General features: G+C 58.4%; 15 protein-coding genes. 5 read left to right on the plus strand and 10 right to left on the minus strand.

All coding sequences use genetic code 11. The annotated features are described in order from the left end of the window. Positions 1-29 precede the first annotated feature (29 nt). Entirely contained in the window at positions 30-212 is a 183-nt protein-coding gene (locus PSR62_RS19435) for a hypothetical protein (protein ID WP_047814625.1), read from the plus strand. A 635-nt stretch (positions 213-847) separates the two neighbouring features. Here PSR62_RS19435 and PSR62_RS19440 read toward each other — a convergent pair. The 3 genes from PSR62_RS19440 to PSR62_RS19450 form a co-directional block, all read right to left on the minus strand. Continuing rightward, positions 848-2320 carry a sensor histidine kinase gene (locus PSR62_RS19440; RefSeq protein WP_274404664.1) on the minus strand — a complete coding sequence of 491 codons (1473 nt, stop codon included), beginning with the start codon at positions 2318-2320 and terminating at the stop codon, positions 848-850. Positions 2321-2324: 4 nt separating this feature from the next. Continuing rightward, positions 2325-3002 carry a response regulator transcription factor gene (locus tag PSR62_RS19445; protein WP_274404665.1) on the minus strand — a complete coding sequence of 226 codons (678 nt, stop codon included), beginning with the start codon at positions 3000-3002 and terminating at the stop codon, positions 2325-2327. Positions 3003-3397: 395 nt separating this feature from the next. After that, the gene (locus tag PSR62_RS19450) at positions 3398-5362 is read right to left on the minus strand and encodes a hypothetical protein (RefSeq protein ID WP_274404666.1); all 1965 of its coding nucleotides are present in this window, start codon (positions 5360-5362) and stop codon (positions 3398-3400) included. Between PSR62_RS19450 and PSR62_RS19455 the strand changes: the two genes are divergently transcribed. Further along, positions 5361-5600, plus strand: coding sequence for a hypothetical protein (locus PSR62_RS19455; protein WP_274404667.1), 240 nt, complete (start codon positions 5361-5363; stop codon positions 5598-5600). The two genes, PSR62_RS19450 and PSR62_RS19455, sit on opposite strands and share 2 nt — an antisense overlap. 50 nt (positions 5601-5650) lie before the next feature. On the opposite strand, the gene PSR62_RS19460 is transcribed toward PSR62_RS19455, so the two are convergent. Together PSR62_RS19460 and PSR62_RS19465 are read right to left on the minus strand one after the other, a co-directional pair. Then, positions 5651-6772, minus strand: coding sequence for a PDZ domain-containing protein (locus PSR62_RS19460; RefSeq protein ID WP_338020230.1), 1122 nt, complete (start codon positions 6770-6772; stop codon positions 5651-5653). After that, positions 6762-7988, minus strand: coding sequence for a trypsin-like peptidase domain-containing protein (locus tag PSR62_RS19465; protein WP_338020094.1), 1227 nt, complete (start codon positions 7986-7988; stop codon positions 6762-6764). The genes PSR62_RS19460 and PSR62_RS19465 overlap by 11 nt, the downstream gene beginning before the upstream one ends. Positions 7989-8395: 407 nt before the next feature. Between PSR62_RS19465 and PSR62_RS19470 the strand changes: the two genes are divergently transcribed. Beyond that, entirely contained in the window at positions 8396-9298 is a 903-nt protein-coding gene (locus tag PSR62_RS19470) for an SDR family oxidoreductase (protein WP_274404670.1), read from the plus strand. An 88-nt stretch (positions 9299-9386) separates the two neighbouring features. Here PSR62_RS19470 and PSR62_RS19475 read toward each other — a convergent pair whose 3' ends face one another. The 5 genes from PSR62_RS19475 to PSR62_RS19495 all read right to left on the minus strand — a co-directional run bounded on the left by PSR62_RS19475 (position 9387) and on the right by PSR62_RS19495 (position 14188). After that, positions 9387-10055 (minus strand): TadE family protein, encoded by a 669-nt coding sequence (locus PSR62_RS19475; protein WP_274404671.1) that lies wholly within the window; start codon positions 10053-10055, stop codon positions 9387-9389. Then, positions 10052-11185, minus strand: coding sequence for a VWA domain-containing protein (locus PSR62_RS19480; protein WP_274404672.1), 1134 nt, complete (start codon positions 11183-11185; stop codon positions 10052-10054). The genes PSR62_RS19475 and PSR62_RS19480 overlap by 4 nt, the downstream gene beginning before the upstream one ends. A gap of 16 nt (positions 11186-11201) precedes the next feature. Beyond that, positions 11202-11603, minus strand: coding sequence for a TadE/TadG family type IV pilus assembly protein (locus tag PSR62_RS19485; RefSeq protein WP_274404673.1), 402 nt, complete (start codon positions 11601-11603; stop codon positions 11202-11204). Positions 11604-11986: 383 nt separating this feature from the next. Continuing rightward, positions 11987-13111, minus strand: a complete 1125-nt coding sequence (locus tag PSR62_RS19490) for a DUF481 domain-containing protein (RefSeq protein ID WP_274404674.1) — start codon at positions 13109-13111, stop codon at positions 11987-11989. 162 nt (positions 13112-13273) lie between these two features. Beyond that, positions 13274-14188, minus strand: a complete 915-nt coding sequence (locus tag PSR62_RS19495) for a DUF6655 family protein (RefSeq protein WP_274408258.1) — start codon at positions 14186-14188, stop codon at positions 13274-13276. 1105 nt (positions 14189-15293) lie between these two features. On the opposite strand from PSR62_RS19495, the gene PSR62_RS19500 reads away from it, so the two are divergent. Together PSR62_RS19500 and PSR62_RS19505 are read left to right on the plus strand one after the other, a co-directional pair. Then, positions 15294-19955: a DUF4332 domain-containing protein gene (locus PSR62_RS19500; protein ID WP_274404675.1), complete on the plus strand. Its 4662-nt coding sequence runs from the start codon at positions 15294-15296 to the stop codon at positions 19953-19955. A gap of 183 nt (positions 19956-20138) precedes the next feature. Continuing rightward, positions 20139-20357 carry a small basic protein gene (locus PSR62_RS19505; RefSeq protein WP_085978436.1) on the plus strand — a complete coding sequence of 73 codons (219 nt, stop codon included), beginning with the start codon at positions 20139-20141 and terminating at the stop codon, positions 20355-20357. Positions 20358-20602 lie beyond the last annotated feature (245 nt).

Below are 20602 nucleotides of genomic sequence, written 5' to 3' on the forward strand. Positions count from 1 at the left end.
CCCGCTTCCCCGTTTGAGGTCCCCCCGCCGTGTTAACTGAAGCCACCATCGAACGAATGTTTCGTGAACTCGTCAACGACCCCAAAAAGTGCACGGAAGACACCTTTGAGCAAGCAGAAGAACTGCTCGAACGTGAACTGCGTGACGAGAGCCCTCTGCGTCACCGTTTGACTGTCGAACTGGAAGAACTTCGCACTCTGGCCGCTAAGTAATTCAGCTGAGTCGAGCGGACGCTCCACGGATCGACGACGCTCGACTCGCTTTACCTCCATCGCCAAAGCCTCCTGGCGAACGACGACCAACCTCCTGCCCAGGTTGGCCGCTGACAATCAAAATGAAATGAATGGCGCGGTTGACAACAACCGCCCCTTTCTTTGCTCTCGGTCTCATCTCCCGAGTCCCCCAGGTCGCCCAATCCCGCGGCGTCCCAGCCTGAACGCAAACGCTTCGGTGCCAAGCCACCCACAGCTCGCGACGAGTTGCTCTCGGTTTCCTGGGTTCAATGCCCGCTCGCATGCTGTCTCTTACTGAGCGTCGATGTTGCCAATGTCACGGTGGCCTTCGATTCCGATCTCACCGCGTCCCGCTTGCGATCCACTGGCGAAGAACTCTCGCCCAACAATCGCAAGCAGTCATGAAGCGTCATCGACATCGGATCCATTTCACGAGGATCAGCGGTTTCGAACAAGCATTCTCGGAACGCACTTACTAACGAACGCAACATCACTCGCCTCTTTCAACGAAGTGTTTTAGAAACCGCTTCGAAACGGTGAACGCCAGCGTAGTGCCAACGTCTGAAAGAAGTATCGTGCCGTCGGGTAAGAGATACCTGAAGCCAATCTAAACTTCAGTTCATCAAGCCGGATTTCTCGCTCGAGGCGGGCTGCGACTTTGGCAGACGCAGTGTGAAGCAGCTTCCGCTCCCCGGAGTGCTCACACATTCCAGCTTGCCACCCAGCGTGGTTGCGATTCGACTGGCGATCGCCAATCCCAATCCGGTGCCGGCAATCCCACGACGACGAGCATCACTGGAGCGGAAAAACGGATCGAATAACTTTGGAACTTCGTCGGCACGGATCCCGGCTCCTGAATCAACCACTTGAATCAGCGTCTCGTCATTTTCCTGCAACGCTCGAACAACGATCGGCGTTCCTGGCTGGCTGTACTTGACCGCGTTGCCTACCAGATTGTCGACGACGCGGGCCAGCAAGGCCGGCGTCGCACGGACCGAGGCATGTTCCGGCAACGCGATTTCCAGCTGAACATCGTCTCTTCGTGCCTCGACCGGCCACGTCGTCCGTTGAGATTCCAGCCAGCATGGAAGCTCAAAACAACGCAGCGTTGGCGTCGAAGAATCGCGGTCATTGCGAGCGAGAAACAACAGCGATTCGACGATCTCTTGCAAGGTGTGCGTTTTGTTTCGCAACGTCGACAATGTCGACTGATACTCGCTTTCGCTGCGTGGACGACGCAGCGTCACATCGATTTCGCCTCGCAACACCGTCAGCGGGGTACGCAACTCGTGAGCGGCTTCCCCTGCGAATCGACGCTGCTGATCGAATGCCTCCTGTTGCCGACCAAGCAATCGATTGAAAGCCGTCGCCAACTCAGCCAGTTCGTCCCCTGAATGCGTGTGCGTCAAACGCGAATCGAAATCGGTTCCGGAGATCGCCTGCGCCTGTTCCGCCATCGCCGCGACCGGACGAAGCGCCTTTCGAACCATCCACTGCCCCAGCAACGCGGCAATTGACCAAGCCAGCAAAGGCAAGAGTGTGACCAACAACATCAACCGAAACAGGATCGCATCTCGCGGGGCCGTCGACCGTCCCACCACCACCTTCAACTGATCAAACTCATCCAATTCCCGCAGCAAGCGAACTGGCCGTGGTGCGGACACTTGCCGGCTCATCATCGCCCAGCCATCGGACAAAGTCGTCTCCGCAGCAACATCGGTTTCCACGTACGGCCCCAGCGGGATCGATGTGAACGCCGTCAGGCCAGCGACCCGCGACATGAACTCCTGATCAATCGCTCGCGAGCGTTCGACGATCACGCCATCGTCCCCAATCACCACCCAGTGGACCGCACCGAACTCATCGTGCACGCCAAAGTCGATCGAGTGTTCCAACGGCTGCCATTTGACTTCCGTTTCCTCGACTTCGGCGGCCGCGATCAGTGATTTCAGCACGCCCCCCAATTCGTCGTCGAAGCGAGAACGTACGTGCTCGCTGGTGATCGAATAGAACACCAACGAATACCCCGCCAGGATGATTCCCAAAGCAGCCAAGAAGAAAACGCAAACGCGATTGGTAAGACTCATGCGTTCACGGCGATGATTCCAGAATGTATCCCTGCCCACGACGAGTCTGGATCACTCGCGGACCGGCCTTTTCCAACTTGCGACGCAGGTCCTTCACATGCACTTCCAACGTGTTGGACAGCCCATCAAAGTTTTCGTCCCAAACGGTTTCGTAAATTCGAGTGCGCGACAACACGCGACCTGGGTTTCGCACAAACATCGTCAACAACGACAATTCCTTGGCCGTCAAATCCAACGGCACCTCGCTTCGGGTGGCGCGTTGTTGAGCCAGATCGATTCGAATGTCCTGGTATTCCAAGTGCAGCGAATCAGATTGGCCTTGGCGTCGAAGAAGCGAACGCACTCGGGCCAGCAATTCTTCGAAGGCAAACGGCTTGGTCAGGTAATCGTCCGCCCCCGCGTCCAATCCCGTGACCCGCTCGCTAACGCCATCGCGTGCGGTCAAAAACAACACCGGAGTGGAGCGGTTCTTCTGACGAAACCGCCGCAGGATCTGCAGCCCATCTTCGCCTGGCAACCACCAATCCAAGATGACCAAGTCCCAGGTCTCGGACTGCAATCGCAACCAAGCGTGACCGCCGTCCTCGCAATGGACCACGGAATAGCCTTCTTCGCTCAGACCTCGAACGAGAAAATCTGCTATCCCCGGCTCATCCTCGACCACCAGCACCCGCACGCTCATTCAATTGCTCGCTGCATTTCAATTCACCGCATTTCAATTTGATTCAAAGCCCACACGATGTGCTTCGAAAAACGTTCCCGCCAGACACGCACACCAGTCTGGTCATCCAGATAAGCCGGCCATGAACTCAAGATGAAGAATTCTTTATCCTGGCCGCCAGGAGGCAACCACGGGCCAGCCAAAGAAAAACTTTGCCTCAGACTTAAAGCATGCTTTAGGTTCTCTTCAGAGACTCTTCAGCGACACCCGGCATATTGAGATGAACTTGCAAACAACCTCCATTCACAGGAGCGAACATGGTCAGCCTCATCATCGTCGTCCAGTCCACCGCCGCCATCACTTCCGGCATTTTGTTGTTGGTCGGACTGACCGGGTACATCAAATGAGCCGTGGAATCAGAGTTCCGGGCCGACGATCTTTGGCAATTGGCGATAGAGAAATCTCGGCATCACGGCCAAGAAACCGTCCGACACCGGATCGTGTTCGATGGCCAAACCAACCCCAACCAGGCGAGCGGATTCGCGAATTCGGTGCAGCACGTCGTCGCGTCGAGGCCCCAATGGTGCACTTCGAACGACGACCGGCAGTCGATCATACGTGGCCGATGTTCCAACCCACCAATGCGATGAATCGACCTCGCGAATTTGCAATCCCATCGGATCCAGCGTCCGGTTGAGCATCTTGCCCGCCGGGACTTCGTTGCCGGGTTCCCCCGCATACGCCATCACCAACTGCCCCGGTGACAAACGGCGCCGTTGAGCATCCGTCCAGTTGATGATGCAGGTTGCACCGTTGACGCGAGCGGTTCGTCGCAACAATCCCGCCATCGCGATCGCCGTGTCCAACTGCGATCCCGGTTCGCCCTTGACGAGTTCCGGCCAAGCGGGCGGCAAGCCTGCATCGACCAAAGCCTCGGTGGGCTGATGAACGTAGGCCGCAGTCCAGCGAGCCATCACATCGTCACTCAGCATCGACTCATTTTGCCGCATCCGACGCAGTGACTCCGTCGTCAAACAACGCAGGTGCAACGCGTCACGAGGCTCCAGTTCCACGGCGGACGTGAGCCGATCCAACAGTGTTTCTGCTGAACCGCGTTCATCGCCAAAATCATCCAGCCCGACCAGAGTTTTGGTTTTCGCTTGCAACGTTTCGATTGGCAACGACAAATCCAGCCGGTTCTCTTCCACTTCGATCTTCAGACCAGCAGAACGTGCCGCATCACCGAGCAATTGCCCCATTGTCGTCCACCCCTTTGCGTTGGTCGCAACGGGCTGCCGCAAATTCGTGCCAGCCAAATCCATCGACACCCAGTCCAACTGAATCGGAATCAGCGTGGCTTCGCCGATGAACAGGATCAAATCCGACAACGGGTATCCCTTGGTGCTGATCGCCAACCGCATCTTCAGCGCCGTCTCGATGTCGACTTCCTCTGGCGGAGTCGCGATCAACATCGGATCCACAAATTCATTCGCGGCCACATCCAGCACAACGTCTTCTAGCACCGGAGCCTCCGACATCGGAGGCGCGTCGGGGGCTTGTCCCGGCATCTCCAACAGCATCTGAAACTGAGCAAATTCTGGAGGCAACTCCATCACCGGATCTGGTTCCGTTTCCTTTGCAGGCGGCTGAGCCACCGGCCCCGTGGATGGCTGGTCGCGACCGAGCACGGCAGGCGATCCATCCAGCGGACTGCTCGGCATCAGATCATTCGGAATCATTGCCTGGGAATCACTGCCGGCAACCGTTGCTCCATCCGTCGCCGGGACGGCGGGCGTTGCCTCCGAAATGCCACCGTTCCCGAAAGTGGTGTCCTCCGGCGAATTCACTTCGTCCCCAGGAGGCACTGAATCGGTTGGCAACAAACCGGGGTCCTTCGAGCCTGGCTGCAAATCGGACTCGGTTTCCAGTCTCGGATCCTGGCTCGCTGGATCATTCGCGGTGTCCACGGGCGAGCCAGGGCCCGTTGAACCAACTCCCGCTGCCACCACTCCAGCCGTTGAATCTGGTTGTCGCAGCCACCAAACCACCCCCGCCATCAGTGTGACGCTGAGCAACGATCCCACGATCCACATCGCAACGGACTTGGACGTCCCACGGCGCCGTGCTTCGTAAAGCTCGTTGGGGTCGACACCACCATTCAGTTCACTCGCAACCGCGGCGTTTTCCGCGACGGTAGAGGCCGCTGCACTGGTTCCGCCTTCGCTTTGGAAAGCCACGCCCGCTTCGGTCTGGGGTGGGGGAGTGTTGAGCCGACGAGCCTCTCCCTCGCCGCTGAGATCTCTCCTGCCGGACGGAGGCACAAGGCCTGGATCGTCGGGGTTCTCATTCGCGAAATCCCCCGGCAGATCACCGACGGACATGCCGGCTTCCGTCATCGCCTCGCTACCAATCGACTCGTCCCCAAGCGTGACTTGCGGAACCGTCGACGCCCGTGCGGGCGCAGGAGGAACTGGTGGTGGAGATGGCCGCGTCTTCCCCACGTTTTCAGAATCAGGCGAATCAATTTGGACAAATGAATTGCACTTGGGGCAATTCACGATCGTGCCAATCAGCGCAGGGTTGCTGACCTTCAATCGAGATTGGCAACTGACGCACTGAACTGCGAAAGGTCTGAAATCGCCTTCGGAAGATGCCGCGTCAACCAATGATCACTTCCCACCCGCTTCCGCGATCATGCTGGACACTTCCACCGAGACCAACGAGGAAGGCAGCGCGTAGCTGACCACTCGACCGGCGCGAGCGATGTTGATTCCGATGACCTGGCCGTCACTGTTGAGCAACGGCCCGCCACATTGGTCGGGGTTCAACACCGTGTCGTGCTGCAAGACCTCTTCGAACCCAGACAGCCGAATGTTGCGGGCTCCATTCACGCGAGCGTCGTTTTCTGATTCGGTGACAATCGATGCTTCCCGCATCTTCGCGGACAACTCCTTGGTGTCACCGTCGCGAACAATGGTCAACTGAACGATCTCGCCAGGGAACATCCTTCGCAAAGTCGACATCACCGCGTCTTTGTTGTTTTGCATTTGCCCGTTGATCGCAATGATCCGGTCCCCCGATTCCAATCCGGCTTCCGACGCACTGCTGTTGGGAAGGATCTGTTCGACTTGTGCGCCTGCGGTGGAGGCATTGGGGTTCAACTGCACGCCCAGCATCCCGCGATGTTCGACGCGGCGTGGTCCCGCCCCCATGACGCCCAAACCGATGACTCGATTGGTTCGATCCGGGCTAATCAAAAAGCTGCCGACGACAGGAACCGAGGAGGTCAACGTCACCGGGCGAAGCATCGGCAACGTGCCCGTGTGGTCGCGTTCGATCACCAGCAACGCCAAATCGCTTCGCCGTCTGACCGCGGCAACTCGCGCCGGAAACATTCGGCCGTCACGCAGTCGAACACGAATCGGGTCGTTGGACAATTCGCTGCGTTTGGTGATCACGTAGGCATCGGTCGTTGCCACCGCCGCACCGCCCATCAAGCTGGATTTTGCGACCACGGTTCCCAGCGAAACCGGACGCCCACCGCAGATCACGCCGACCACGCCATCTGCCGCACGCTCGGCGATCGGACGCACCAACTGCATCATCTCACCATTGTCACGGCGGTGCATGACGCGTTCGACCAAGCGTTCTTGCAACCAAGCCGGCACGGACGCTTCTTCTTGCGCTGACGCAGGCCCTGTGATCGACGCGGCAACGATCGCCACCGTCGCCAGAGACGTGAGCGCTTGCTTCAGTGACTTTCGAGCTGTGTTCTGCATGTCAATCTCCACGGCCAATCTCCACAATCACTTTGACAGGTTGGCCATCACGTCGCAGCCAAATTTTCACTCGTTCGCCGGGCATTGTGTCGGACACCGCGGACTTCAATGATTCAAAATCGGTGATGTCCACTTCGCCAAAGGTCACCACTTGGTCCCCCTCGCGAATGCCACCCTGATCCGCGGGCGATCCCGGACCGACTCGCACCACGTTGGCGATTCCGCCTTCGCTGTTGCCCCGGATCCCCAGCACCGGACGAAAGCCCGGCAAGAATCCCCAAGCGTTGCCGCCCTGCATCTTGTCCCAGTGCTCATTGTAGTGGTCCACGGGAACGTGCAAGTTGTCGGCGACATCGTTTCCGATCCGGCTGTGCACCGCAATCAGTTTGCCCGACAAATCGAACAGCGGCCCGCCGGAGTCGCCACCGATCAACGCACAATCCGTCACCAATCGGTCGGGATAGACGGCCAAGATTCGGCCCACCCGTGTCACCATGCCGCGGTCGGCTTCGTAGCCGCCGGGATGCCCGGTTGCGATGCACCACATGCCAGACTTGAGATTCTCGCTGGTTCCCAACGAAGCATGTGGCCAACCGATTTCACGACCAGTCGCATCGCGAGCGTTCTGGCCGGGATCAATCTTCATCAGCCCCGCGTCGACGCTGCGGTTCATTCCCAACGTTTTCGCGGTGACCGTTCGACCGTCGTTGAGCGTCAGCATGGCGGACTTGCCAGGACGCATCGCCACGTGAGCTGCCGTCAAGACATAGCCGGTGGAAGTGATGATCACGCCACAACCTTGGGCGGGCCCAATTTGAACGCTGACGGTGCAAGCTTCCGCGGCGGCGGCGACGCGTTGCTGTTGCCGCTGCAACAAACGCAACTGATCCAATGATGTCGGAATCCCCCCCGCTTCCACCAACCGTTCCAATTCGAACGGGGGCTCAGTGAAGGTGCCACCCGTTTGATCCGTCAAAGCCCCGGAACCAGAATTTTGGGCGAACGCGTTTTGCGTGACCGGACCTGACGGGACCACTCGGGGGACGCTTTGTGCCGGCGGCACCAAAATCGCCCCAGGTGGCAGAGGCGGCGCACCGCCAAAGGTCGAGGGCACTCCCGAAACAATCTGCGCAGAACTCACCGAGTGAGGCATCGCCAGAGCGAACAAAAAGCAACTGGCAAACAGCCTCAGTCCGAGCGTGTCGTGAAATGGCATCGCGTGATTCATCAGGAGGAAAGACGGACGGTTCCCATTGTACCCCACCGACCAGGACTTGGTTCAAGGTCTCGCCGCTCGCGACAACGTCGTTCAGTCGATAAAGTGCCGTTGCAACACCTTCCATCCGGCCAACCCCCGGAATCGTTGCAATTGCACCATTGGGCGGAGGCGTGGCGGGGATCGCTCTTCGGGGCATCCGCTCGCCTTGGATGCCAGGGCCCAACAAAACGTTCACGCCCGCTCCTATTTCGTTGCGGTTTTCTCACGAATCCGCCATTTTTTTTGTCCCTTTGGTCGCCACTCCGCCCATCCCCTTCTGATTTCAAGCTCGGAGGACAAGCCAATCCGATCTCGCTTCGGTTGACCTGCCCTCGGATCTCACCGTTCCTACTTCCTCCGCGGTTGCCAGTTCTGCCATGTCAAAATCGTTGCTCATCGTCGGTTGCGGGTACCTCGGTTTGCGAGTCGGACGACTGGCCCAACAATTGGGATGGCACGTCGCCGCGACCACCCGAACGCGGTTCGAGACGCTCGCCGCCGAAGGATTCACCCCCATCGCCTTTGATTGGAACGATTCGCGGACGCTGCAGCATTTACCAGCGGCGACCCACGTTCTGATCGCGGTGGCGTACGACCGAAACAGTCGCGTGGAACGGTTTGCGTCTCAAGTTGACGGGTTGGCACGCTTGGTTCGCCACTTGGACCAAGGCCGATCGCCGGATCAGTCGCCCGATGTTTGCTACATCAGCACAACCGGGGTCTACCATCAATCCGGTGGCATGTGGGTCGACGAAACATCGCCCACCCAACCTTCGCGAGAGGGCGGCAAAGCTCACTTGGCCGCGGAAGCCCAACTCCGATCGCTTCGATTCGGTCGCCCAACGACGACCTTGCGTTTAGCGGGAATCTATGGCCCCGGACGAGTCCCGCGGGCAGCCGATGTGATCGCTGGTCGCCCGATCGCCTCTCCAGCGAGCGGGCACCTGAACCTGATCCATGTCGACGACGCTGCAACCGCTGTCATGAACAACTTTGACAGCCAACGCTTCGATGAGCGTTCACGCTGCCCGCTGTACGTGGTCAGCGACGATGAACCGGTCGTGCGACGCGAGTTCTATCGCCAGATCGCTCGAGACACACGATCCCCCAAGCCAACCTTTGTCGAGCCGGATGCGGATTCAGGAGTTCGTTTCCGTAGCGAAACCGACAAACGCATTTGGAACCGTCGCGTTCGCCGCGACTTGATTCCGGCGATGAAGTTCCCAACTTATCGTCAGGGACTCCACGACGTTCTCGCCGATCTCACGCCAACTCGTTGACCCGAAAGTCAGGACGGCATCGCAAGGAAACCGTTGAGCTGACGTTGATTTCCCACGATCCGTCTCGCCGATCCCAACCGCCCGCAACTTACAACAACGGCGGTGGCGGTGGTTCAGGCTCTGGTTCGGGCTCCGGTTCAGGCTCCGGTTCGGGCTCCGGTTCGGGCTCTGGTTCAGGCTCTGGTTCAGGCTCTGGTTCAGGCTCTGGTTCAGGCTCTGGTTCAGGCTCTGGTTCGGGCTCCGGTGGTGGTGGTGGCGGCGGAGTCGGGATGGTTCGGCTCATCACCATTGCGGCACGCTCGGTGAGCAATCTTGCTCGGCCAGTCAGACTCTCGCCAAACAACCCTGGACTGATCCAAGTGTTCTGAAGCAGTGGGACACCGACTCGAACCTCGACCTCCGAGGTGTCTTCCACGATTTCGTCCGGGATCACAGTCACGGCAGCATTGCGAATGCCAACCGCCCGCATGTGCGTTTGAACGACTTCTCGGACCTCTTCCGAGGTGGCGCCTGTGATGATCCCACGCCGCGCACCAATGTAGGCCCCATGGTCCGCAGAATGCCGGAGCATTGCGACGCGAGTCAGCTCGATGCCAGACACCAAAATGGTGAACAGCACGGTGGAAACGATCGCCATTTCAACCACCGTCGCTCCTACGCGAGCGTTAGTCGTCAAGGGTGGCCGCTGAAGCTGGGTGTGAATCATGATGCGAAACCGCGAGGCGGAGAACAAACGAAAGAAGGTAAATGGGCTCATTGGGTCATCAACGACGGAAGCTTCTTCGCAATTTGCTCAAACGCGTTTTGCAACTGGGTCGCATCCGATGCATGAAAGTGCTCTCCGCCGCACTCATTCGCCAGACTCGCCATCCGCCACTGATCAGCATCGTCGCTGAACGTGATCGTGAACAAGGTCACGCCAGAACCCTTCAAAGCGTATGTCATGCTCTCGGGACTCCTCCCCGTGTTGTGGTGCCCATCGGACATCAACACCATGGTGCGGACGGCATAGGGTCGAGCATGCGTGGCATCGGTCAGTGCCGCCAAACCACTTTCCAACCCATATCCGACACTGGTCCCACCCCCATCAAACTGGTACGAGATCCCGTCGAGCTGATCAGAGATGTACGAATAGGTGTGAGTCAAATCACAATTTCGAGTCCCGCTGTCGGCATAGGTCGTCAGACAAAGTTTTTCTGACTGCGGCGAATCCTCAAGAAACCCGCTGAACGCATTGACCGAGGCGACCAAATCCAACCAACGTGAATTGGGAGGCACGGGGGCACCGTAAGTCCACTCGGGCGGCGCAGCAGCCGGGTTGACGTAAGGATCCGGCGTTTCATCGCTCGCGTACGCCATCGAACCGCTGCGGTCGATCACCAACGCCACGTCCATGGTGCTCTGAGTGCTGACGGCAACCCGGCGTGGACGGATCTCAATGTTGGTTCCCAGAGTCGGGAACAAAGGTGAGAAAACCGCGTTCGGTGCGTTCGCCAATGACAGCGTTGTCAATCGAACCGCATTTCCGAGTTGGTTTTCATTGGTCAACGGTTCAAAGCTGTAGCTCTCCTCGAGACTTTCACGAACGCTGATCCCAAATTCGAGATCACCCATGCTGATCGGCACGACTTGCCCCGCAACGGGATTCCGCGCCGCGGCGTCTTGAGCGGCGGCCAGCGCGGCGGCCTTGTCCCCGGTTTGAACGTACATCCGTCCCGCGGCACACACCGCTGCGTCGGTGACGACTTGGCTGTCCGCCGTGACCGCTTCGACGTAAGCGATGTTGATTGCATAGGCCGCCATGATCAGCAACACGGGCAACATGATGACGAGCAGCACAATGACTGCCCCTTCGCTTTGCCTGGATTGGCTTCTCAATCGATTCATCGCTGTTGATTCCCAATCACGGTTTTTGAAGAGTGACCGACTCGGCCAAGTCATAGTTTCCGAATCCCCATCCACCCATCAAAGCATTCGAAGAGAACGGTGCGCGGACTTCGACTGTGAACCAGTCACCGGAATCCAACGTCCGCGGGTCAACGGGATCCAAGACGACGACGATGTCATTCAATCGCTGATCGGCGCTCAACGTCTCGCATTGCCATTCCACGTTGTCCGCCATGGCTTCAGGCAACAGCCCAACGCGTGCGCCCTCGTAGGCAACCATTTTCATTTTTTGCTGCAAGCGAATCATCGTGCACGCTTCGACCGTGCCCATCATGACCACCAGCAACAACGGCAACCCCACGGCCAATTCCGTGACGGCGATCCCGTTGCGATGCGATGGTTTGTTTCGAGTGACCATGGAGATTGGTTCCCGCGTAGGTGGTGTCATGGGTCCGCAACTCAAGCGAACAGATGCAGCCTACGTCACAAAAAGCCACCACTCCGCGATCATTCCGACGGAAGGCATCCTTCTCCGTGGGCAATCGCCCGTTCAGCCAAACAGTCCAATCGAATCTTCCGATTGCAACGGTGCCAACGAATGGTCCACTCGGCAGGATTGCCCGGCAGGCTTGCCCGGTCAGATCGCCCCAATGGACGAACAGGTAGCAGGGGCACAGAAAGGCCCCAAGCAGAAAAGCCCACGGAGAATCGCCCGCCAGATTGGGCGGGAAGACATCTCACGGCTCACTCAAACTCACGCCGCAGCTCCCACGTCCGCTGCGAACGGAGTCTCGACGGAGCTCAGAACTTGTAAAGCAGCAACGCGGAGTAGTAGAAGTCGTTCTTCAGCGCACCTTGAGGCGTGCTGTCATATCGGTCCGTGAGCGACAATCGCAACGAGAAGTTGTCGGAGTCACTGAGCAGGGTCTCCCACGCAACGTCCGTTACCAAACGGTAATCGCTGAAGTCATCCCAGGCCGGGAAGAAATCCAACTTCGCTTTCACCTTCTGGCGAGACGTCAGCTGATGATCCGCTTCGATGCCCAACACAGCTTCCGGAATCCAGGAATCATCTGGTGACCCAATCTCCTTGGACGCACCAGCACCAAAGCGAGTGACCAAGTTCGTTGTGTCGTTTCGAATCCAGTAGTAGCCCAAACCTGAATTCAAATTCAAACGCAGATCAAAGGATTTGAACTTGTCAAATTCCATCCCGAACTTCCCAAACACCGACCAATTGGAATCGTTGATCAAACGGTCGTAATCCAGATTGAATCGACCGTTGTCCTCGGTGATGACGTCGCTGGCACTGGCCTGCCGATAATCAAAATCCAACGCCAAGGTGTACTTGTCGGTTTTGCGTTTCATCTCCAACCCAGTCTGCAGAGCCAACGTGTCTGCGTTGCCCGAACTGCCATCCAAACCAAACTCCGCATGATTCTTCCAACCCTTGGTCATCCAAACCCAAGGTCGCTGGTACCAACTGACCACCTCTTCCTGCAAAGGAGGGGACTCGATCACATGGCCTGATGCAACCACATCGGAATAGCTGGTTGACTGAATCACGCTGTCAGGCAACGGAGCATCCAGGACCGGCGACTCCAACTGGGCAGGCGACAAACCAAACGCCTCGTTCCATCCCGATGGCAATTCGTTCCAGTTCATCGAGGCTTCCTGCCCCGACGCATCCGCTGGCAAGTCCAAGGAGTCCGTGGCGGTCGACGGGGCACTCTCGGCCGCAGGAACCGCCGCCGGAGCGGGAAGTGGTTGAGGCAAATCGTACCCCGAGCCATTGAAAGTCGATTGCCCCATCTGCCAGCCAGGGCTGGACTGCGCGTGCACACAAGTTGTGAGTGCGAGCCATCCGGCAAACGCGAACAAGATTCTTTGAAGGGGATGAATCGAACGCATGAGTTGAAAATGCATGAATATGAATTGCACGGCGATGAAATGCATTGCGTGAACAAGGCAGCGATAATGTTGTTGCGTCGCAAACAACTGCTGGACAAACCTTCCTCTAACGCCTGTACAGAAGTTGCCTCTTTCAGGAAAAGGGCGAATCATGAATCGAGTGATTCTTGAAGCTTGTCAACGGACCTTCTTGTCCTTCGGTTTCGGCTCCACCGCAATTTTCGCAGCCGGTTTGGATTCCTTTGATTCAGGTGTGTCAGTGCCTGTGTCGGCCCCCCCCGCTTCGCCGGCTGCTTCTCCATCCGCGATCATCTCGGACGAAACCCCGACGCCTGGCAACGGTTCCCCCGGCAACAACCCGCCACCAATCATGCTTCCGTTGTCACCACCCAATACCGGCCAACCGTTGTCGAACCGCGTTTCGGCCGTGTAATCGACTGGTGGACGAGAGAATTGAGTGGGAGGTGATCCGGTGGAGCGGCGTCCAAAGTGAATCAACTTGCTCCCAGCCAAACGAGTTTCGTCACGAATCGAGCCACCTTGAAACGGTCCCACGCCCAAAACCCAAGTGTCTCGTGCGGTGGATCGCGACTGACTGATTCCAGATTGCCAAACGGCTTCGCGAGTCTTTCGGTCGTAAGCAAACGCGGCCACTTTCGCGGCCCCTTCGCGAGCGTCGCGACGGGCGATGGCAATTTCCGGGATCTGAGGAACCGATGGAGTGCTGGGCAGCAACGAAACCGTCGAGTTGATTGCATTGTTCTCCGGAACACCCAACGTCACGCGGTGGTCGTCATACCCCAACGTTCCAATCCGAGCCTCGATGATGATGTCCGCGTCTGTCGCAGCATCCTGCATGTAACAGCCTGCCGCCATGACTTGTTGACGCAGTGCACTTGTGACGTAATCCGCATTCACAATCGTGGGCACCTTCGCCGAACGAAGATAGCTTGTGTCAAGGTAAACCTTCTCACCTGACAAAGGTCGAAAGTCAATCGTCGAAACGCTGCGGTCAACGGCGTCCGACAACAACAATTGCTCGGTCGCTTGCCGTTCTTGGGTCGTGCCGCAACCTGACAACAAACACACCATCAACCCGAACGCGGCGATGGAAGCAAACGATCGCGGGGAGAACCAGCGAACAGATTGACATGCATTCGGTTTTTGAATCGTTCGCAAACTGAACACTTGCCGTGAAGATGAGTCCCGGCACCAATTTGCGCAGCGGTGACCAAGGTATTGGGGGAGCAGGCGATGATGCAGCGGTTTCCGAAACATCGGACGCGCGTTCTGGTGATTGCAAGGTGGGTGGTCAGGGAAGGCGGTTTCGGCATGAAACCGGTCGAGGCTCTGCTCAACTCTCAAGGGCTTAGCAAAGCAACGCCAACAATCGCAACTGAGGTTCTGTATCAACGGCGACGATCCGCAGGCAACCAGGAACATGTGAAACACCTTGGAGACAAAGTACATTCAGTCAGAACACCTCCTCCGCCTTCGCTCATCACCTTCAACGACGATAGGCGAGGGGACTTCCGCCGAAGGTGCAAAAACCGAACAGAGATTCAACGCAAACATGCCGTTTTCTGAAAAAGAAGGCAGGAGCACGCCACCAAGTTGATGTTTGGCGAACCGCTCAACACCGCCTGCTCTACCTGGACCTCCCAGCGTCACAGCTTGGACGGATGCAAACCGAGCGTCGGGTGATCTCGGACGGGCTCCATTGTGCGGCCGACAAATTTTCTTTCCACATCCAATCACGACTGGGGCAATCAAAATCCCCGCCAATTTGACAGCCCGATGAAATCGCAAGCACGACCTCCGAGTGAGATGCGGACCGCAAAACCAAGCCGCCGGAAACGTCAAAACGTCGAGATTGACTTCTCTCAACGCTTCCGATCGTACTCCCGCCGACCGGCCAGAATTCACGCGAATCAATTTGAGCCGAATCCCGCCAGGCACCGTCGGCAGGCAACCAAGCCCAAAATGATTGATTGGTCTTGCCGCAGTTTCACGAAATCGGCCTTTCCACAAAATTGCCGATTCGTCTAAAGTCTGCCCGAGTTCACCCATTCCAGTGGTGAACACAGGATCCGGCAAAGGTTCCCGCGAGTGGGCAGGATGGCCCACTTTTCTTTGCCAAGGACCTTGGACCCTCACAGGGCGTGATCACGCGCAGCCACGGAAGGAGCGTTTTGCGATGTTGTTGGATCGAATCGAAATCGACAATCATGGCCCATTGAACCGGGTCGAACTTGGACCGCTATCTCACCATTTGAACGTGGTGCTCGGCCCCATCGGATCGGGGAAAACCGCGATCAGCCGCTTCATTCGCGACTCCTTGGTTTCCCGAAACTATCCCACCGGGATGCTCAGCGGATCGACTGGGCGAGTCGTCTGGGTCGACAACAATGGCTGGGTGCATTGCCGCCGCGAAGCGGATGGCACTTCGCAGGGCCGTCGCACTGTGGAATTTGAACCACGCAGCGAAACCACCACCGCTTGGGAAGGCTATCACGACGGCTGGTTTGGTGATTCCAGCGACGCCTCTCCTTCCAAATCCAACACGACTCTGGCCGCCCGCGCTCTTCGCAGCGTGCAAATGCCAGAATCCATCGTTGACGGCGTGATGGTCGACACGACCGTGACCAACGTTTCTCGGGTGGTCGCCGCTTGCATCCAATCGGGATTGGATCACGAAGGATTGGCAACCTTGCCCTACGAATCAGAAACGGCTCGCTACACCCACAGCCACCCCGCCTACAGCAACTCCGTTCACTCCGGTGAATCGACTCATTCCTTCACAGAAAACGATGACCGTCGCCGGCGTGCGTTGCGATCGGAACTCGCTGACATCGAAGCCCAATTGGCGAGCTTGCCAACCCAAGACTTCGACTCGTCGGACTGGCAGGACAACTCGCTGGAACACGACGCCCAGTGGACCAACGCCACTCGGCGTGCCGAGCAAATCCAACGTGAACTGGCTGACATCGAACGCCAACGCGTCGAGACCCTGCGTTTGCGTGAATCGCTGACCGCTCGCCGCCAGGCCATCCACGCACAGCGTTCACGTGCGACTCGGTACGACAGCATTCACGCCGAACGCCGTCGTCAACACACGCAACGCTTGCACGAATTGCACACGCAAGCCGACTCCTTGCGTGCCCGTGCGGCTGGCCTGAAACGCTGGATCGCCGACCTGGATGCGAAAGCCTACTCGACGCCGCGTTCGACTTACACCAACCAGCCGTTCAGCTACGGCACCGATCCACTGGCGTATGCCCCGGATCATCGCGATCACTACGCTGGCAGCGACTACCGGACCTCTGACCTGCGTTACGCCGCCAAGTTGTCAGCCACGGAACTGCGAGACCAACTGCGTCACGCGGACACGGAAATCATTCAACTGCGTCGCACGTTGGCCGAAATCCGTGGGCTGCGAGATTCCATCGCCACCGCCCGTCAACACACTGCGTCCGTCGACATCGACGGAATTCGAGGTCGCCGTTACGACCACTTCATCCACGCCATTGACCGCTACTCGGTCGATCACGCGTGGGATGACTTCTATCGCGACGCGTATCGCCCTCTGCACCAGATCGACGACATTGACTTGCGAATCAATTCCGCCACTCAGCAAATCGATTGGTTGCTAGGTCGGATCGAACGCGAATCGACTGACCTCGGAACCGTCCCGGTCGCCCCGGCCCCGTTTGAGCCGCTGCGTGGTGCTTGGAACCGCCAAAGTTCATTGGCTGCGACGCTGCGTCAGATTCGCTCGGAACTTCGACGTTCGCCATACGTCGTGGCCGATCACGTCGACAATGTCACTCGCCAACTCGCCGACACCCTGGATCAGTTGCTGATCGACCGAGCCCGGATTGTCGAAGAATTGGCTGCCTCGCGGAGCGAGCTGCACGACTTTGCCACCCTCACCGGCCATCACCCGGACTGGGTCGCCGAGCGAAACGCTCGCTTGAGCGAACTGAACCAAACGGAAACTCAACTGCGGAGCGTGCTGGACGAAACGGCTCGCGTTCGCCGCAGCCTTCGTTCGCTGCCGATCGTGGATGTCGACTACCCGATCGGGATGCCGGAATCGGCACTCGATGTGAATTCGGTCGATGACCGTCTGCACCGGATCGATCGGGAACTACAAGTCCTGGCCGCGCGTCAGCACGAACTGGAACGGATTCCCCGAGACATTCCAGTTCGCCCCGCACCTCGTCCAGTGATTCGCAACACGCGTCGCGCTGAATTGCTTCGCCGCCGTGACGAACTGATCACCGAACTGAACCGCTATCGTCCGGCCACACGAGCCGAATCGTCGCTGGTGGAACTTGCCAGCCGCTGGTTGGTTCGTTTGTCCGGTGGACGCCATCGCCGCGTGACCTGGACCACTTCAGTCGTCAACGTCGACCCACACACGTTGGGCCACAGCCATGCCGAACAGCGATTCACCAACACTCGAGCGATGGCGGCGGGACGACAAGTCCACGTCCGAATCGACGACCAGGACGAAACAAACCTGCCCGGCGTCACCCGTGCGATTGCCGCCATGGCCGTTCGCATGGCCGCTGGTGAATTGATGGATCGCACCGGACGTGCGGTGCCGTTGGTCTTGGAAACGCATCGCGAAATGTTTGCAGCCGTGGACAGTCGCACCGACATGCATGGGCTCAACGATGCATTCCGTCCTTGGACCGCCGAAGGCGTGACGGGCGACGCGATTGCATCGGCGTTGTCCGACTACGCTTCGTCTGGTCGACAAATTGTGTTGCTGACCAGCCACGAACCACTCGCATCGTCGCTCTCACGCAGCGGCGCGAGAACCTTCCGCTTGCACGCCTCGCGAGTCGTTCACGCTCACCAACCGGTTTGGCGAAACGGACGTCGGCACGATCGCTACGTTGGTCCTCACGGACTGGACAGCCAAACGGAACTTGGAACAGGCGATCGCTCGCGTTGGGCCCACGGTGCCTCCGCCGACGTGAACCATGAGTTCGAAGCTGCCTACCGCGAAACAGCTGGACTGGACGAAGACCAATGGGTCAGTGGTCCAGCCCCGATCCGCGGATCACGACCAACCCACGAACAAGCTTCCGTTTACCCTGCGGCTCCGGTGCACACCACCGCTCAGGGCCACTCACCCAACGGAAGCTCGCACAACGGCTTCGTCCCCAGCCACTCCGCATCGGCAACCGACCACGCTCCTTCGGGAACCGAGTATCGCGATGGATACTACTACGCCGACCAAACGTCGTCGACGATTCCAATGAATGGCAACGCGACCACCGAACATGGTGTTCTCGCAAATGGGCACGCCGCTGAAACACAAGTCAACGAGACGCCGTTCTTCTTGACCGTCGACAGCCCCATCGATTCGGCACCGTCGATCGATGGAGTCGCGGCAGCTCGCCTTCGCCGGATCGGCATCTCGCACATCACTCACTTGATGAACCAAGACAGCAACCGATTGGCCGACACACTCGGACTGGCCGGTGTTGACGCTCGCACGATTCGTCGTTGGCAATCCGAATGCCGATTGATGTGCCGTGTGCCCCAATTGCGTGGCTTCGACGCTCGCGTTCTGGTGGGTTGCGGGGTCAATGATCCCGCCCAGTTGGCCGCGATTCACCCCAGCGATTTGTTGGACCAAGTCAAAACGTTCCTGGCAACCGAACGCGGCCAACGCATTTTGCTCAGCGGAACCAGCTACGAACTTTCCCGTATCACCAGCTGGATCGCATCGGCCAATCAATCCACGCAAAGCCGAACTCGAACCCGAACCGTTGATGGTCGCACGTTGAACTCCAGTTCGCGACGTGCACACTCGCTCAACGGCCGTTCGGTTGGCGGACGCCATGCAATCGATCGCGAACTGGACCTTCGAGACGATGACGCGTTCGACCAAGAACGCTATGAAGTCGAATCAGCCCGTCGCAGTCGCCAACTGGCAAACGAGATGCAATCGCTGCGTGAAAGCAAACGACGCGAAAGTGAACGCACCCGCTCACGAACAACGTCCAGCCGTGACAGCGAAAGCGGTCGCTCCGGACGCACTCGCACCTCGGTCACCAGCAAGTCGAACAGCCGCACTCGCACCAACCCAGCGAACGGCAACGGCTCAGGGAACGGAAACGGGAACGGAAACGGCTCCGGCCACGGCTCAGCAAACGGCTCCGGTTCTGGCAGCGGCCATGGAAATGGCTCCGGAAACGGCAACGGTTCCGCGAATCGGACCCAAGGCGTGGTTTCGATGCGTGAGCATGAATCCAGCCGCGGCCAACGCAGCTCCCGCAGCGAACGCGATTCGCGTGGTGAACGGGAACCACGGGCGGAACGCGAAGCCCGTGGCGAACGCTACGAGCGAGCTGAACGGTCAGAACGCTCAAGCTCACGCAGCTCCAGCAACGAAACCGAATTGCGTTTCTACTTGGAACGAGCCAGCGACGTCGTCGACGCCCCTTCGATCGGACCTCGAATGGCCGAGCGACTCAACGAAATTGGCATTTACACCGTCGATGACCTGCTGAAATCGACTCCTGAAAAGGTCGCCGAGCAGCTGAACCACCGTCGGGTCGACGCCGAAACCGTGCTCACCTGGCAACAACAAACCACCCTCGTATGCCGCGTGCCAATGATGCGAGGCCATGACGCTCAGTTCCTGGTCGCCGCCGGAGTCACCTCCGCGGAAGAGCTGGCGGATCAAAACCCGGTGACGCTGTTTGGCGAAGTCGACGCGATCTCCCATTCTCGAGAAGGAAAGCGAATCGCTCGCGGCGGCAAACTGCCCGACCTCGAAGAAGTCACCGAATGGGTGACCTACGCGAGCCAGCATCGATCGTTGCAAGCCGCTTAATCTGGCATTGGATCCAGCGAGCCCCTGATTTCACTCGTGATTTCGGGGGCCGACCGGTAAATTTCGCCGATTGTGACTGGACACCCGACAACCGCTGGACTTACGACTTGCCAGCAAATCAAACTGTCGATAACCTGTTCGACTTGAACGTCCGCTTTCCCCTCGATTTTGACACATTTCGCCATGACCATGGATCGCAGCCTCAAGGTGCAAGCCGGGGCCATTAAGAGTCGCAACGTCCTGACGCGTGCTGAACGTGTTGAGCGTATGAAGGATCTCGACAAGTTCAACGAAGAATCAAGCATCATCGGCATGCCGAAGACACGTGTTCTGAAAGTCTCGTTGAAGAAAAAGAAGAAGGTCAAAAAGGCCGATGAAGCCGACGACAAGAAGAAAAAGTAGTCGTGGCGGGAGCATTTGGCTCCTTTCCTCCAAAAACAAGCGAAGGCGATGCATCTCAATGGATGCGTCGCCTTTTTGCGTTCAGCGACGGTCTGGTGGACCGAGACCTGCCTGCTGCGAAAGCCACCCGATCGCCAGAATCCAGGAGCCACGACTCGGCACGGATCCCCGTGGCGTGGCCACCGGTGGGGCCGAGAAGGATGGTCGTCCCCCAAGGCAATGTCCGCACGTCACGCGTTGCCCAC

The organism is Rhodopirellula sp. P2, from assembly GCF_028768465.1.
In the GTDB taxonomy this organism is placed as follows: Bacteria; Planctomycetota; Planctomycetia; order Pirellulales; family Pirellulaceae; genus Rhodopirellula.

What these genes read in the sequence shown, in the direction of transcription:
- PSR62_RS19440 (WP_274404664.1), bottom strand. Translation starts at nt 2,320, where the DNA reads ATGAGTCTTACCAATCGCGTTTGCGTTTTCTTCTTGGCTGCTTTGGGA.
- PSR62_RS19445 (WP_274404665.1), bottom strand. Translation starts at nt 3,002, where the DNA reads ATGAGCGTGCGGGTGCTGGTGGTCGAGGATGAGCCGGGGATAGCAGAT.
- PSR62_RS19455 (WP_274404667.1), top strand. Translation starts at nt 5,361, where the DNA reads ATGCCGGCTTCCGTCATCGCCTCGCTACCAATCGACTCGTCCCCAAGC.
- PSR62_RS19450 (WP_274404666.1), bottom strand. Translation starts at nt 5,362, where the DNA reads ATGTCCGTCGGTGATCTGCCGGGGGATTTCGCGAATGAGAACCCCGAC.
- PSR62_RS19465 (WP_338020094.1), bottom strand. Translation starts at nt 7,988, where the DNA reads ATGAATCACGCGATGCCATTTCACGACACGCTCGGACTGAGGCTGTTT.
- PSR62_RS19470 (WP_274404670.1), top strand. Translation starts at nt 8,396, where the DNA reads ATGTCAAAATCGTTGCTCATCGTCGGTTGCGGGTACCTCGGTTTGCGA.
- PSR62_RS19475 (WP_274404671.1), bottom strand. Translation starts at nt 10,055, where the DNA reads ATGAGCCCATTTACCTTCTTTCGTTTGTTCTCCGCCTCGCGGTTTCGC.
- PSR62_RS19480 (WP_274404672.1), bottom strand. Translation starts at nt 11,185, where the DNA reads ATGAATCGATTGAGAAGCCAATCCAGGCAAAGCGAAGGGGCAGTCATT.
- PSR62_RS19485 (WP_274404673.1), bottom strand. Translation starts at nt 11,603, where the DNA reads ATGGTCACTCGAAACAAACCATCGCATCGCAACGGGATCGCCGTCACG.
- PSR62_RS19490 (WP_274404674.1), bottom strand. Translation starts at nt 13,111, where the DNA reads ATGCATTTTCAACTCATGCGTTCGATTCATCCCCTTCAAAGAATCTTG.
- PSR62_RS19495 (WP_274408258.1), bottom strand. Translation starts at nt 14,188, where the DNA reads ATGGTGTGTTTGTTGTCAGGTTGCGGCACGACCCAAGAACGGCAAGCG.
- PSR62_RS19500 (WP_274404675.1), top strand. Translation starts at nt 15,294, where the DNA reads ATGTTGTTGGATCGAATCGAAATCGACAATCATGGCCCATTGAACCGG.
- PSR62_RS19505 (WP_085978436.1), top strand. Translation starts at nt 20,139, where the DNA reads ATGACCATGGATCGCAGCCTCAAGGTGCAAGCCGGGGCCATTAAGAGT.